Origin of the sequence: Cronobacter condimenti 1330 (assembly GCF_001277255.1) — a bacterium.
Classification (GTDB): domain Bacteria; phylum Pseudomonadota; class Gammaproteobacteria; order Enterobacterales; family Enterobacteriaceae; genus Cronobacter; species Cronobacter condimenti.
The window spans coordinates 3,236,539-3,248,107 of the sequence record NZ_CP012264.1 but is presented as its reverse complement, the minus strand read 5'-3'; the positions used below and the strand labels follow the sequence as shown (position 1 = coordinate 3,248,107).

Below are 11,569 nucleotides of genomic sequence, written 5' to 3'. Positions count from 1 at the left end.
ATTCTGGTTGGCTCACAGAATTTTTCGCCAGAGGAAGATAATGAGCGCACGACTTTACCCGGTAATGTTTGCGATGGCTTCAGTGACGCTGTTTCCGGCCCAGCGCGTTGCGGCGCATCCGCACAGTTTTATCTCGTTGAAAACCGAGATCGTAAGCGAAGCGGGGCAGATAACCGCGCTAAAAATGCGCTGGAAAATGGATGAAATCACTTCAGCGGATCTACTGTATGACGCAGGCAACGCGGCGCCTGGATCGCCTGTATGGAAAAAACTCGCGGCAGAAGTTATGGCGAATGTGATTGGGCAGCACTATTTCACCGAATTCTGGCATAACGGGCAGAAGGTGAAATTCGCGCCTACGCCGCAGGCGTATGCGCTCGCGCGGGAAGGGCATCAGGCGGTGCTCACGTTTACGTTGCCGCTCGCGTATGCGCAAAAGGCTGAGGGCGAACGCTACACCTTCGCGACGTTCGATCCGACCTATTATGTGGCGATGAGTTATGACGGCCCACGCGATGTGACACTCGGCGAAGGGCTGCGCGAGCGCTGTAAGGTGACGGTAAAGACGCCGCAGCCCGATGCCTCCGTGCAGGATTTCGCGCTGTCGCTCGATAAAGCCGACGCACCGCCGGAAGATATGGATTTAGGTAAACAATTTGCTCAACAGGTGACCGTGCAATGTCCGTGATTTCACCCCCGATTGCCACACGCCGCTGGCGGCATTTCTGGCCGCTGGCACTGTTTATTCTGCTGACGATAGTCGGCGGCTGTTGGCTGTGGCTGGCGTGGCCGCAGGTGCTGATGAAAAGCCTGGTCTGGCAGCGTGAGATCAACCGCGAAATGAGCGCGCTTCTTCAGCAGGTGGCGCAAAATCCGACGCGCGCGGGTGGCTCGCTGCTGCTGTTTAGCTTTATTTATGGCGTCTTGCATGCGCTGGGGCCGGGCCACGGCAAAGTGGTCATCGCCACCTGGCTTGCCACGCATCCGTCGCGCCTGAAAACAAGCCTGTCGTTGGTGTTTGCCTCGTCGTTGTTACAGGGCCTGGTGGCGGTTGTACTGGTGACGGTGGTGTTAACGGTGCTTGCGTTGCCCGCACGGCAGATGCATCTGAGCGGCTACTGGCTGGAGAAGGGCAGCTACCTGCTGGTGGGGGGGCTTGGGCTGATGCTCTGCTGGCGCGCGGGAAAAACGCTGCGCGGGTTGCTGCGTCGTCCGATGTTTACCGGGTTCACTCCGCACCATACGCATAGCGCAACCTGCGGCTGCGGACATCAGCATGTGCCTACGCAGGCGCAGCTTGAACGCGGCGAGGACTGGCGCGCGCGGCTGATGGTGGTGTTCTCCATGGGGATGCGGCCCTGTTCCGGCGCGTTGATGGTGTTGTTGTTTAGTAAGGTGATTGGCGTGTATGGCTGGGGCATCGCGTCCGCGCTCGCGATGGCGGCGGGAACATCCTTGACGATTTCTGGCATCGCGTTGTTCGTGCATAGTTTTCGTCGGCTCGCGGCGCGTTACGGCGGGCAGACGTCTGCGCCATTGTGGCGCAGGACGGGCGGGGCGACGCTTGCGCTGGCAGGCGGTGTGGTGCTTGTTGTCGCCGCACTCGTGATGTGGTTGAGTGCGGCACCCACCGCGCAAGGGTTGCAACCGTTTTAACGGGTAACCACCGCCGGGTAATAAAAAAGGCAGGCCGCTTGCGCGTACCTGCCTTTTTTATGCCGGGAGGCGATTAACGCTTCAGCGCTTCGCTCAGCTCATCGCGCATGTTACCCAGCATCGCTTTCACGACGCGCGGGTTACCTGCGACCAGGTTACCGGTCATCATGTAGTTGTGGCCGCCCACGAAATCGCACACCAGACCGCCAGCTTCACGCACCAGCAGTTCGCCTGCAGCGAAATCCCACGGTTTCAGGCCGATTTCAAAGTAACCATCTACGCGACCTGCGGCAACGTAGGCCAGATCCAGCGCTGCGGAACCGGTACGACGAAAATCGGCGCACTGGGTAAACAGTTTGGTCACGATATTCAGGTATGGGGTGGCGTGCTGTTTGGCTTTGAACGGGAAGCCGGTCGCCAGAATGGTGCCATCAAGATCGCGAGCGGTGCTGCCGCGCAGACGGTAGCCGTTAAGCTGTGCGCCCTGGCCGCGAACGGCGGTGAAGAGTTCGTTACGCATTGGATCATAAACCACAGCGACTTCCGCGCGGCCTTTGATGCGTACAGCGATAGAAACCGCGAAGTGCGGCAGACGTTTAACGAAGTTGGTCGTGCCATCCAGTGGATCGATAACCCATTGAATATCCTGCTCGGTGCCTGCGTGTTCACCGCTTTCTTCGGTGATGATGGTGTGTTGCGGGTAGGACTGACGGATAGTGTCGATAATAATGCGCTCGGCACCTTTATCTACGTTAGTCACAAAATCGTTGCTGCCTTTCTGGCTGGTCTCTACGGCGTCCGGGGTTTCGTAGTTTTTGGCAATAAAATTTCCGGCCTTGCGCGCAGCACGCACGGCGATGTTGAGCATCGGATGCATCGGTTTCTCTCACTGGATGTTAAAGAACGGGAAAACGGCGCGGAGTATAGCAGAGGGTTCGGACTATGTCTCAGATTTATGATAGGATGCCCCGATATTCTTTATTCATACTGAGTCGCTATGCTGCAAAACATTCGTATCGTGCTGGTAGAAACCTCACACACCGGCAATATGGGCTCCGTCGCCCGCGCCATGAAAACCATGGGCCTCACCAACCTGTGGCTGGTGAATCCGCTGGTGAAACCGGATTCCCAGGCCATCGCGCTTGCCGCCGGGGCCAGCGATGTGATTGGCAATGCCAGCATTGTCGATACGCTTGATGAAGCGCTGGCGGGGTGCAGCCTCGTAGTCGGTACCAGCGCGCGTTCGCGCACGCTTCCCTGGCCGATGCTCGATCCGCGCGAGTGCGGGCTTAAAAGCGTCGGCGAAGCCGCGCACGCGCCGGTAGCTATCGTCTTTGGCCGCGAGCGTGTGGGGCTGACCAACGATGAACTGCAAAAATGTCACTATCACGTGGCTATCGCTGCAAACCCGGAATACAGCTCGCTGAACCTTGCGATGGCGGTGCAGGTTATCGCCTATGAAGTTCGCATGGCGTGGCTTGCCACGCAGGACGCGCAAACTCCCGCGCTTGAGGAAGAAGAAGCCCCTTACCCGCTGGTGGACGATCTGGAGCGTTTTTACGGCCATCTTGAGCAGGTTTTACTCTCAACCGGCTTTATTCGCCCAAATCATCCGGGCCAGGTTATGAATAAATTACGCCGCCTGTTTACACGCGCACGCCCGGAAAGTCAGGAACTTAACATTCTGCGCGGCATGCTCGCGTCGATTGAAAGCACCCGTAAAAATGAGCCGAATACTTGAGTAAAATACTCGGGTAAATAGTTGACCAAATTACTCGGGAATGTCAGACTTGCGCCTGCTATGCAATACCCCCATTTTCATAAAAACCCCCGCGTCGAGGGGCGAGCTTGAGGTTAAGTAAGACATGAGACTGACATCTAAAGGGCGCTATGCCGTGACCGCGATGCTGGACGTTGCGCTCAACTCCGAATCCGGTCCGGTACCGTTGGCAGATATTTCTGAACGTCAGGGTATCTCCCTTTCTTATCTGGAGCAGCTGTTCTCTCGTCTGCGTAAAAATGGCCTGGTGGCCAGCGTACGCGGCCCAGGCGGTGGTTATCTGCTGGGTAAAGACGCAGGCCAGATTGCCGTAGGTGAAGTAATCAGCGCCGTTGATGAGTCTGTCGACGCTACCCGCTGTCAGGGTAAAGGCGGCTGCCAGGGCGGCGATAAGTGCCTGACCCACGCGTTGTGGCGCGATTTAAGCGATCGCCTGACGGGTTTTCTGAACAACATTACTTTAGGTGAACTGGTGAATAACCAGGAAGTGCTGGACGTGTCTGACCGTCAGCACAATCACAATGAAGCTCATCGTCCGACCCGCGCTCAGGACGCTATCGACGTTAAACTGCGCGCATAAAAAAATAATACGCTTTTCCCGAATCAGGCCAGGGTGCTCCGGCACCTTGTAGACTGCGGCGTACATCCAGCCGGCTGCCTGATTCACCGCTTTGAGATGTACGGAGCTTAAGAGCAATGAAATTACCGATTTACCTCGATTACTCCGCGACCACGCCGGTGGACCCGCGCGTCGCCGAGAAAATGATGCAGTTTTTAACGATGGACGGAACCTTCGGTAACCCGGCCTCCCGCTCACACCGTTTTGGCTGGCAGGCGGAAGAGGCGGTGGATATCGCCCGTAACCACATCGCTGACCTGGTCGGCGCGGACCCGCGCGAAATCGTCTTCACCTCAGGCGCAACCGAATCCGACAACCTGGCTATCAAAGGTGCGGCTAACTTCTATCAGAAGAAAGGCAAGCACATCATCACCAGCAAAACCGAGCATAAAGCGGTGCTGGATACGTGCCGTCAGCTGGAGCGCGAAGGCTTTGAGGTGACCTACCTCGCCCCGCAGAGCAACGGCATTATCGACCTGAAAGAACTCGAAGCGGCGATGCGTGATGACACCATCCTGGTTTCCATCATGCACGTGAACAACGAAATCGGCGTGGTGCAGGATATCGCGACCATCGGCGAAATGTGCCGCGCGCGCGGTATTATTTTCCATGTTGACGCCACCCAGAGCGTGGGCAAACTGCCTATCGACTTAAGCCAGCTGAAAGTGGACCTGATGTCCTTCACCGGCCACAAAATCTATGGCCCGAAAGGCATCGGCGGCCTGTACGTGCGTCGTAAACCGCGTATCCGCATTGAAGCGCAGATGCACGGCGGCGGCCACGAGCGCGGTATGCGTTCTGGTACCCTGCCGGTTCACCAGATTGTCGGCATGGGCGAAGCCTATCGTATCGCCAAAGAAGAGATGGCGGCCGAGATGGATCGCCTGCGCGGCCTGCGCAACCGCCTGTGGAACGGCATTAAAGATATCGAAGAAGTGTATCTGAATGGCGATCTTGAGCAGGGCGTACCGACCATCCTGAACGTGAGCTTCAACTACGTCGAAGGCGAGTCGCTTATCATGGCGCTGAAAGACCTGGCCGTTTCTTCTGGTTCCGCTTGTACCTCTGCGAGCCTTGAGCCGTCTTACGTGCTGCGCGCGCTGGGTATGAATGACGAGCTGGCACATAGCTCTATCCGTTTCTCTCTGGGCCGTTTCACGACTGAAGAAGAGATCGACTACACCATCGAACTGGTACGCAAATCCATCGGCCGCCTGCGCGACCTCTCTCCGCTGTGGGAGATGTTCAAACAGGGCGTGGATTTAACCACCATCGAATGGGCTCATCATTAATCGGTATCGGATTCAGGAGAAATAACACATGGCATACAGCGAAAAAGTCATCGATCATTACGAAAACCCGCGCAACGTCGGTTCGTTTGACAACAACGACGATAACGTCGGCAGCGGCATGGTTGGCGCACCGGCGTGCGGCGACGTGATGAAGTTGCAGATCAAAGTCAACAATGAAGGTATCATTGAAGACGCGCGCTTCAAAACCTACGGCTGCGGCTCGGCGATTGCGTCCAGCTCGCTGGTGACCGAGTGGGTTAAGGGCAAATCCCTGGATGAAGCGCAGGCGATCAAAAATACCGATATCGCAGACGAACTCGAGCTGCCGCCGGTAAAAATTCACTGCTCTATTCTGGCAGAAGACGCCATCAAAGCCGCTATTGCGGACTATAAAAGCAAACGTGAAGCAAAATAATCATTGATGAGTTGAGGTTGTAGTATGTCGATTACCCTTAGCGACACCGCCGCTGCGCGCGTCAACGCTTTCCTGGCCAACCGCGGTAAAGGTTTTGGCCTGCGTCTTGGCGTTCGCACGTCCGGCTGTTCTGGCATGGCCTATGTGCTGGAATTTGTTGATGCACCGCAAGAAGAAGATACGGTGTTTGAAGACAAGGGCGTGAAGGTGGTGGTCGATGGTAAAAGCCTGCAATTCCTTGATGGCACTCAGCTGGACTTCGTCAAAGAAGGCCTGAACGAAGGGTTTAAATTCACTAACCCGAACGTAAAAGATGAGTGCGGCTGCGGCGAAAGCTTTAACGTCTGATAATCTTTCCCGCCTCTCCCCGTCTGCGCCAGCCGCAGGCGGGGTATTTGCTTTATCACGTTGACTGACCCCGAGACTGTTATGGATTACTTCACCCTCTTTGGGCTGCAGGCCCGTTATGCGCTGGACAGTGCTCAACTGGCGACGCGTTACCAGGATCTGCAACGTAAGTATCATCCCGATAAATTCGCCAGCCACTCCCAGGCAGAACAACTGGCGGCGCTCTCCCAATCCGCCACCATCAACCAGGCATGGCAAACGCTGCGCCACCCGCTGACGCGCGCTGAATATCTGCTCTCTCTGCACGGCTTCGATCTGGCTAATGAACAGCACACCGTGCGCGACACCGCGTTTTTGATGGAGCAACTGGAGCTTCGCGAAGCGCTGGATGAGATAGAGCAGGCGAAAGACACCGATCGTCTGGAGGCGTTCGTCCGTGACGTCAAAGCAATGTATAACGATCGCCATCAACAAATGGTGACGGCGCTGGACGACGAAGCGTGGGCGCAGGCGGCCGATACGGTCCGTAAGCTGCGTTTTCTCGATAAGCTTTTAAGCCAGTCAGAACAACTCGAAGAAAAGTTGCTCGATTTTTAATTCTGGAAGCTCAACATGGCCTTATTACAAATCAGTGAGCCCGGCATGAGTAGTGCACCGCACCAGCGCAGACTGGCGGCGGGCATCGATCTCGGCACCACCCATTCGCTGGTGGCGACCGTGCGTAGCGGTCAGCCGGAAACGCTGCCAGACCATCAGGGGCGTCCTCTGCTGCCGTCCGTGGTGCATTATCAGGCGCAGGGCCACACCGTGGGCTACGACGCTCGCGCACAGGCGGCGGACGATCCGGTTAATACCATAAGCTCCGTGAAGCGCCTGATGGGCCGCTCTCTCGCCGACATCAACGCGCGCTATCCGCACCTGCCGTACCAGCTCCAGGCGAGCGAAAACGGCCTGCCGATGATTAACACGCCGGCTGGGTTATTAAACCCGGTGCGCATCTCCGCCGATATCCTCAAAACCCTGGCTGACCGTGCGCGCGAAGCGCTGGCAGGCGATCTTGATGGGGTCGTCATCACCGTTCCCGCCTATTTTGACGATGCACAGCGCCAGGGCACCAAAGACGCGGCGCGTCTTGCCGGGCTGCATGTGCTGCGTCTACTGAACGAACCGACGGCGGCGGCGATCGCCTACGGCCTTGATTCCGGTCAGGAAGGCGTTATCGCCGTTTACGATTTAGGCGGCGGCACCTTTGATATCTCGGTGCTGCGCTTAAGCCGCGGCGTGTTTGAAGTGCTGGCGACGGGCGGTGATTCCGCGCTTGGCGGCGACGATTTCGACCATCTGCTGGCTGATTACATTCGCGAGCAGGCGGGCATTGCCGATCGCAGCGATAACCGTCTCCAGCGCCAGCTGCTTGATGCGGCTACCCAGGCGAAAATCGCGCTCAGCGATGCCGAAGTGGCGCAGATCGATGTGGCTGGCTGGCAGGGCATGGTCACGCGCGAGCAATTCAACGCGCTTATCGCGCCGCTGGTAAAACGCACGCTGCTCTCCTGCCGTCGTGCGCTGAAAGACGCGGGCGTTGAGGCAAGCGAGGTGCTGGAAGTGGTTATGGTCGGTGGCTCGACCCGCGTACCGCTGGTGCGCGAGCGCGTCGGCGAGTTTTTTGGCCGCACCCCGCTGACCTCTATCGACCCGGATCGCGTTGTCGCCATCGGTGCCGCCATTCAGGCCGATATTCTGGTGGGCAATAAACCCGATAGCGAAATGCTGCTGCTGGATGTCATCCCGCTGTCGCTCGGTCTGGAGACGATGGGCGGTCTCGTGGAGAAAGTCATTCCGCGCAATACCACCATTCCGGTCGCGCGCGCCCAGGAGTTCACCACTTTCAAAGATGGTCAGACTGCGATGGCGATTCACGTTATGCAGGGTGAGCGTGAGCTGGTGCAGGATTGCCGGTCGCTGGCACGCTTTACGCTACGTGGCATTCCGGCGATGCCGGCGGGCGGCGCACATATCCGCGTGACCTTTCAGGTGGATGCCGATGGTCTGCTGAGCGTGACGGCGATGGAGAAATCCACCGGCGTGGAAGCCTCTATTCAGGTCAAACCGTCCTACGGTCTGACCGATGGCGAAATCGCGAATATGATTCAGGATTCCATGAGCTTTGCCGAGCAGGACGTGAAAGCGCGCATGCTGGCGGAGCAAAAAGTGGAAGCCGCTCGCGTGCTGGAAAGCCTCGAAGGCGCGCTTAAGAGCGACGGCGCGCTGCTTAGCGGCCCCGAACGCGCCGCCATTGACGATGCGATGGCGCAACTGCGCGCCGCCGCGCAGGGCGACGACGTCAGCGCCATTGAAGATGCGATAAAAAATACAGATAAACAGACCCAGGAGTTTGCCGCTCGTCGTATGGATGAATCTATCCGTCAGGCGCTGAAAGGCCACTCCGTCGACGAGGTTTAATATGCCTAAGATTGTTTTTTTGCCTCATCAGGATCTTTGCCCTGATGGCGCAGTACTGGAAGCGCAAAGCGGTGAAACCATTCTTGACGTTGCGCTGCGCAACGGCATCGACATTGAGCACGCCTGCGAAAAATCCTGTGCCTGCACCACCTGCCATTGCATCGTGCGTGAAGGTTTTGATTCGCTCCCGGAAAGCACCGAGGACGAAGACGACATGCTGGACAAAGCCTGGGGTCTGGAGCCGGAAAGCCGCCTGAGCTGTCAGGCGCGTGTGACCGACGAAGACCTGGTGGTTGAAATGCCGCGTTACACCATCAACCACGCCAGGGAGCATTAATATGGGCCTGAAATGGACCGACAGCCGTGAAATCGGTGAGGCGCTGTATGACAGCCGCCCGGACGTGGATCCGAAAACCGTCCGCTTTACCGATATGCATCAGTGGATCTGCGATCTGGAAGATTTCGACGACGATCCGCAAGCCTCTAACGAAAAGGTTTTAGAGGCTATACTGCTGGTCTGGTTAGACGAAGCAGAATAACGCAACGGGCTACCAGAAGGCGGCCCGTTTTCGTTGAGCAAAAGGCGATATAAGGAAAATAAGATGACCGAAGCCATGAAGATTACTCTTTCCCACGAGCCTGCCGACGCTCGCTGGGGCGAAAAAGCACTGTACAGTTTTACGCAAGACGGTATCGCTCTGCACCTGACGGGTAAAGACGACCTTACTCTCATCCAGCGCGCCGGGCGCAAAATCGACGGCCAGGGGCTGAAACATGTCGAGCTCGCGGGCGATGGCTGGGATGTGGAAAAAAGCTGGGCGTTCTGGATGGGCTATCGCGGCCCAAAAGGCAAGCGCACGGTCACCTGGGCGCCGCTTGACGACGCGCAGCAGAAAGAACTCAACAGCCGCCTGAAAGTCATCGACTGGGTGCGTGATGTGATCAACGCGCCGGCAGAAGAGATGGGCCCGGAACATTTGGCGCAGCGCGCAGTGGATCTGCTGGCGGATGTCGGCGGCGAGCGTGTAAGCTACCGCATCACGAAAGGCGAAGATCTGCGCGAGCAGAACTACATGGGCCTTCACACGGTAGGCCGCGGCTCTGAGCGTCCGCCGGTGCTGCTGGCACTTGATTTCAACCCGACGGGGGATGCGAACGCGCCGGTCTACGCGTGTCTCGTGGGTAAAGGCATTACGTTTGACTCTGGCGGCTACAGCATCAAACAGACCGCGTTTATGGATTCGATGAAATCTGACATGGGCGGCGCGGCGCTGGTGACCGGTTCGCTGGCATTCGCCATTACCCGTGGCCTTAACAAGCGTGTGAAACTGATCCTCTGCTGTGCGGATAATATGATTAGCGGTAACGCGTTCCGCCTGGGCGATATCATTCGCTACCGCAACGGCAAAACCGTTGAAGTGATGAACACCGACGCCGAAGGCCGTCTGGTACTGGCGGATGGACTGATTGACGCCAGCGCCCAGAAGCCAGAGCTGATTATCGACGCCGCGACGCTGACCGGTGCGGCGAAAACGGCGCTTGGCAACGACTACCACGCGCTCTTTAGCTTTGACGATGCGCTGGCGAACCGTCTGCTGCACAGCGCGCAGGCCGAGAACGAAGCCTTCTGGCGTCTGCCGCTGGCCGAGTTCCACCGCAACCAGCTGCCGTCTAACTTCGCCGAGCTGAATAACACTGCAGGCGGCGCGTACCCGGCAGGCGCGAGCACGGCGGCGGGCTTCCTGTCTCACTTCGTGGAAAATTATCAGCAGGGGTGGCTGCATATCGATTGCTCCGCCACTTACCGTAAAGCCGCGGTAGAGCAGTGGGCGGCGGGCGCGACCGGTATCGGCGTGCGAACGCTCGCCAATCTTCTGACCGGCGAGTAAGTCCAAAGCGCTGAAAAGGCTGACGGCGGGTGGCGCGCTGCTTACCTGCCTTACGCCTTTGCCGTGCAACAGCTTTGCTGCTGAGCGCCGCGACGATTTTCTCCCTCTCACTTACGAAGAGAGGGGCGGGGTGAGGGGAAACGCTCACCCACCACTAACGAAAATAAAAGCTATGTCCGAAACAAAAAACGACGATAAAAACGAACTCGAAACCCTGCTGGAGAAAGCGGCGACTGAACCCGCGTTCCGCCCGGCTTTTTTCCGCACGCTGCTGGAATCCACGGTGTGGGTGCCAGGCGAAGCGGCAGACGGTGAAGCGGTCGTAGCCGAGAGTGCTGTCGATCTTCAGCACTGGGAAAAAGACGACGGCACGTCGGTGATTCCGTTCTTCAGCTCACCGGCCGCACTTGAGCAGGCGGTTGAGGGAGAACAGGCATTCGTGGCCATGCCGGTGCGTACGCTCTTTGAAATGACGCTTGGCGAAACGCTGTTCCTCAACGCCAAACTGCCGACCGGCAAAGAATTTACGCCTAATGAAATTCGCCATCTCATCAGCCCGGAAGGCTCGGCGCTCAGCCAGCAGGAAGTGCTGGAGGGCGGCGTCTCGCTGCTGCTTTCTGAAGTCGCCGAGCCGCCTGCGCAGATGATTGAATCGCTCACTTTACTGTTCAAAGAGATGAAAACGGTCAAGCGCGCGTATCTGTGCCTGTTAAAAGAGCAGGCCGACGAGCCCGCAAACTTCCTTATCGGCATTGAAGCCGATGGCGATATCGAGCCGGTAATTAACGCCGCCGGCAGCGTGGCGACGGATACACTGCCGGGTGACGAGCCGATTGATATCTGCCAGGTGGTAGAAGGGGAGAAGGGCATCAGCCACTTTATGATGGCGCACCTGACGCCGTTCTATGAGCGCCGCTGGGGCAGCTTCCTGCGCGACTTCAGGCAAAACCGCATCATTTAATGCTGCACAGATTTCCCACGCGGCGTTCAGCGCCGCGTTTTATTTTCTGCCTCGCTAACGTTTTGTTTTCTGTGACAAGCCAAATTCTGGTAGGCCCGCCTGCGGGCGCGCTTTGTTAAGCTTCCCGCCTTCTGCGTCCCCCGTTC

General features: G+C 57.7%; 14 protein-coding genes. 13 read left to right on the top strand and 1 reads right to left on the bottom strand.

What is annotated here, in order from left to right; translation table 11 throughout:
* Nucleotides 1-40 precede the first annotated feature (40 nt).
* Nucleotides 41-688, top strand: coding sequence for a DUF1007 family protein (locus AFK62_RS14830; protein ID WP_032983886.1), 648 nt, complete (start codon nucleotides 41-43; stop codon nucleotides 686-688).
* Complete coding sequence (locus AFK62_RS14825) at nucleotides 679-1,656, top strand: nickel/cobalt transporter (protein WP_007664182.1); 978 nt, start codon at nucleotides 679-681, stop codon at nucleotides 1,654-1,656. Before AFK62_RS14830 ends, AFK62_RS14825 begins: the two co-directional genes overlap by 10 nt.
* A gap of 73 nt (nucleotides 1,657-1,729) precedes the next feature.
* On the opposite strand, the gene suhB is transcribed toward AFK62_RS14825, so the two are convergent.
* Nucleotides 1,730-2,533: an inositol-1-monophosphatase gene (gene suhB / locus AFK62_RS14820; RefSeq protein ID WP_007664180.1), complete on the bottom strand. Its 804-nt coding sequence runs from the start codon at nucleotides 2,531-2,533 to the stop codon at nucleotides 1,730-1,732.
* 120 nt (nucleotides 2,534-2,653) lie between these two features.
* Here suhB and trmJ point away from each other — a divergent pair, with 120 nt between their 5' ends.
* From trmJ to sseB, 11 genes are all read left to right on the top strand, one after another.
* The gene (gene trmJ / locus AFK62_RS14815; protein ID WP_007664176.1) at nucleotides 2,654-3,397 is read left to right on the top strand and encodes a tRNA (cytosine(32)/uridine(32)-2'-O)-methyltransferase TrmJ; all 744 of its coding nucleotides are present in this window, start codon (nucleotides 2,654-2,656) and stop codon (nucleotides 3,395-3,397) included.
* Nucleotides 3,398-3,521: 124 nt separating this feature from the next.
* Nucleotides 3,522-4,016 carry a Fe-S cluster assembly transcriptional regulator IscR gene (gene iscR, locus AFK62_RS14810; RefSeq protein ID WP_007664174.1) on the top strand — a complete coding sequence of 165 codons (495 nt, stop codon included), beginning with the start codon at nucleotides 3,522-3,524 and terminating at the stop codon, nucleotides 4,014-4,016.
* Nucleotides 4,017-4,132: 116 nt separating this feature from the next.
* Nucleotides 4,133-5,347 (top strand): cysteine desulfurase, encoded by a 1,215-nt coding sequence (gene iscS / locus AFK62_RS14805; protein WP_007664172.1) that lies wholly within the window; start codon nucleotides 4,133-4,135, stop codon nucleotides 5,345-5,347.
* A gap of 28 nt (nucleotides 5,348-5,375) precedes the next feature.
* A complete protein-coding gene (iscU, locus tag AFK62_RS14800) occupies nucleotides 5,376-5,762 on the top strand; it encodes a Fe-S cluster assembly scaffold IscU (protein WP_004385925.1) in 387 nt (128 codons plus the stop codon).
* A 24-nt stretch (nucleotides 5,763-5,786) separates the two neighbouring features.
* A complete protein-coding gene (gene iscA / locus AFK62_RS14795) occupies nucleotides 5,787-6,110 on the top strand; it encodes an iron-sulfur cluster assembly protein IscA (RefSeq protein ID WP_007664168.1) in 324 nt (107 codons plus the stop codon).
* A gap of 81 nt (nucleotides 6,111-6,191) precedes the next feature.
* Nucleotides 6,192-6,707: a co-chaperone HscB gene (hscB, locus tag AFK62_RS14790; protein WP_007664166.1), complete on the top strand. Its 516-nt coding sequence runs from the start codon at nucleotides 6,192-6,194 to the stop codon at nucleotides 6,705-6,707.
* A 15-nt stretch (nucleotides 6,708-6,722) separates the two neighbouring features.
* Nucleotides 6,723-8,573 (top strand): Fe-S protein assembly chaperone HscA, encoded by a 1,851-nt coding sequence (hscA, locus tag AFK62_RS14785; protein ID WP_007664164.1) that lies wholly within the window; start codon nucleotides 6,723-6,725, stop codon nucleotides 8,571-8,573.
* Nucleotide 8,574: 1 nt separating this feature from the next.
* A complete protein-coding gene (fdx, locus tag AFK62_RS14780; RefSeq protein WP_007664161.1) occupies nucleotides 8,575-8,910 on the top strand; it encodes an ISC system 2Fe-2S type ferredoxin in 336 nt (111 codons plus the stop codon).
* A 1-nt stretch (nucleotide 8,911) separates the two neighbouring features.
* Nucleotides 8,912-9,112, top strand: coding sequence for a Fe-S cluster assembly protein IscX (gene iscX, locus AFK62_RS14775; protein ID WP_007664159.1), 201 nt, complete (start codon nucleotides 8,912-8,914; stop codon nucleotides 9,110-9,112).
* Nucleotides 9,113-9,175: 63 nt separating this feature from the next.
* Nucleotides 9,176-10,462: an aminopeptidase PepB gene (gene pepB / locus AFK62_RS14770; RefSeq protein ID WP_007664157.1), complete on the top strand. Its 1,287-nt coding sequence runs from the start codon at nucleotides 9,176-9,178 to the stop codon at nucleotides 10,460-10,462.
* 172 nt (nucleotides 10,463-10,634) lie between these two features.
* On the top strand, nucleotides 10,635-11,423 hold the full coding sequence (sseB, locus tag AFK62_RS14765) for an enhanced serine sensitivity protein SseB (RefSeq protein WP_007664156.1): 789 nt from the start codon (nucleotides 10,635-10,637) through the stop codon (nucleotides 11,421-11,423).
* Nucleotides 11,424-11,569 lie beyond the last annotated feature (146 nt).

Bases quoted from the DNA above. Each gene is read 5' to 3' on its own strand.
- AFK62_RS14830 (WP_032983886.1), top strand. From the start codon at position 41: ATGAGCGCACGACTTTACCCGGTAATGTTTGCGATGGCTTCAGTGACG.
- AFK62_RS14825 (WP_007664182.1), top strand. From the start codon at position 679: ATGTCCGTGATTTCACCCCCGATTGCCACACGCCGCTGGCGGCATTTC.
- suhB (WP_007664180.1), bottom strand. From the start codon at position 2,533: ATGCATCCGATGCTCAACATCGCCGTGCGTGCTGCGCGCAAGGCCGGA.
- trmJ (WP_007664176.1), top strand. From the start codon at position 2,654: ATGCTGCAAAACATTCGTATCGTGCTGGTAGAAACCTCACACACCGGC.
- iscR (WP_007664174.1), top strand. From the start codon at position 3,522: ATGAGACTGACATCTAAAGGGCGCTATGCCGTGACCGCGATGCTGGAC.
- iscS (WP_007664172.1), top strand. From the start codon at position 4,133: ATGAAATTACCGATTTACCTCGATTACTCCGCGACCACGCCGGTGGAC.
- iscU (WP_004385925.1), top strand. From the start codon at position 5,376: ATGGCATACAGCGAAAAAGTCATCGATCATTACGAAAACCCGCGCAAC.
- iscA (WP_007664168.1), top strand. From the start codon at position 5,787: ATGTCGATTACCCTTAGCGACACCGCCGCTGCGCGCGTCAACGCTTTC.
- hscB (WP_007664166.1), top strand. From the start codon at position 6,192: ATGGATTACTTCACCCTCTTTGGGCTGCAGGCCCGTTATGCGCTGGAC.
- hscA (WP_007664164.1), top strand. From the start codon at position 6,723: ATGGCCTTATTACAAATCAGTGAGCCCGGCATGAGTAGTGCACCGCAC.
- fdx (WP_007664161.1), top strand. From the start codon at position 8,575: ATGCCTAAGATTGTTTTTTTGCCTCATCAGGATCTTTGCCCTGATGGC.
- iscX (WP_007664159.1), top strand. From the start codon at position 8,912: ATGGGCCTGAAATGGACCGACAGCCGTGAAATCGGTGAGGCGCTGTAT.
- pepB (WP_007664157.1), top strand. From the start codon at position 9,176: ATGACCGAAGCCATGAAGATTACTCTTTCCCACGAGCCTGCCGACGCT.
- sseB (WP_007664156.1), top strand. From the start codon at position 10,635: ATGTCCGAAACAAAAAACGACGATAAAAACGAACTCGAAACCCTGCTG.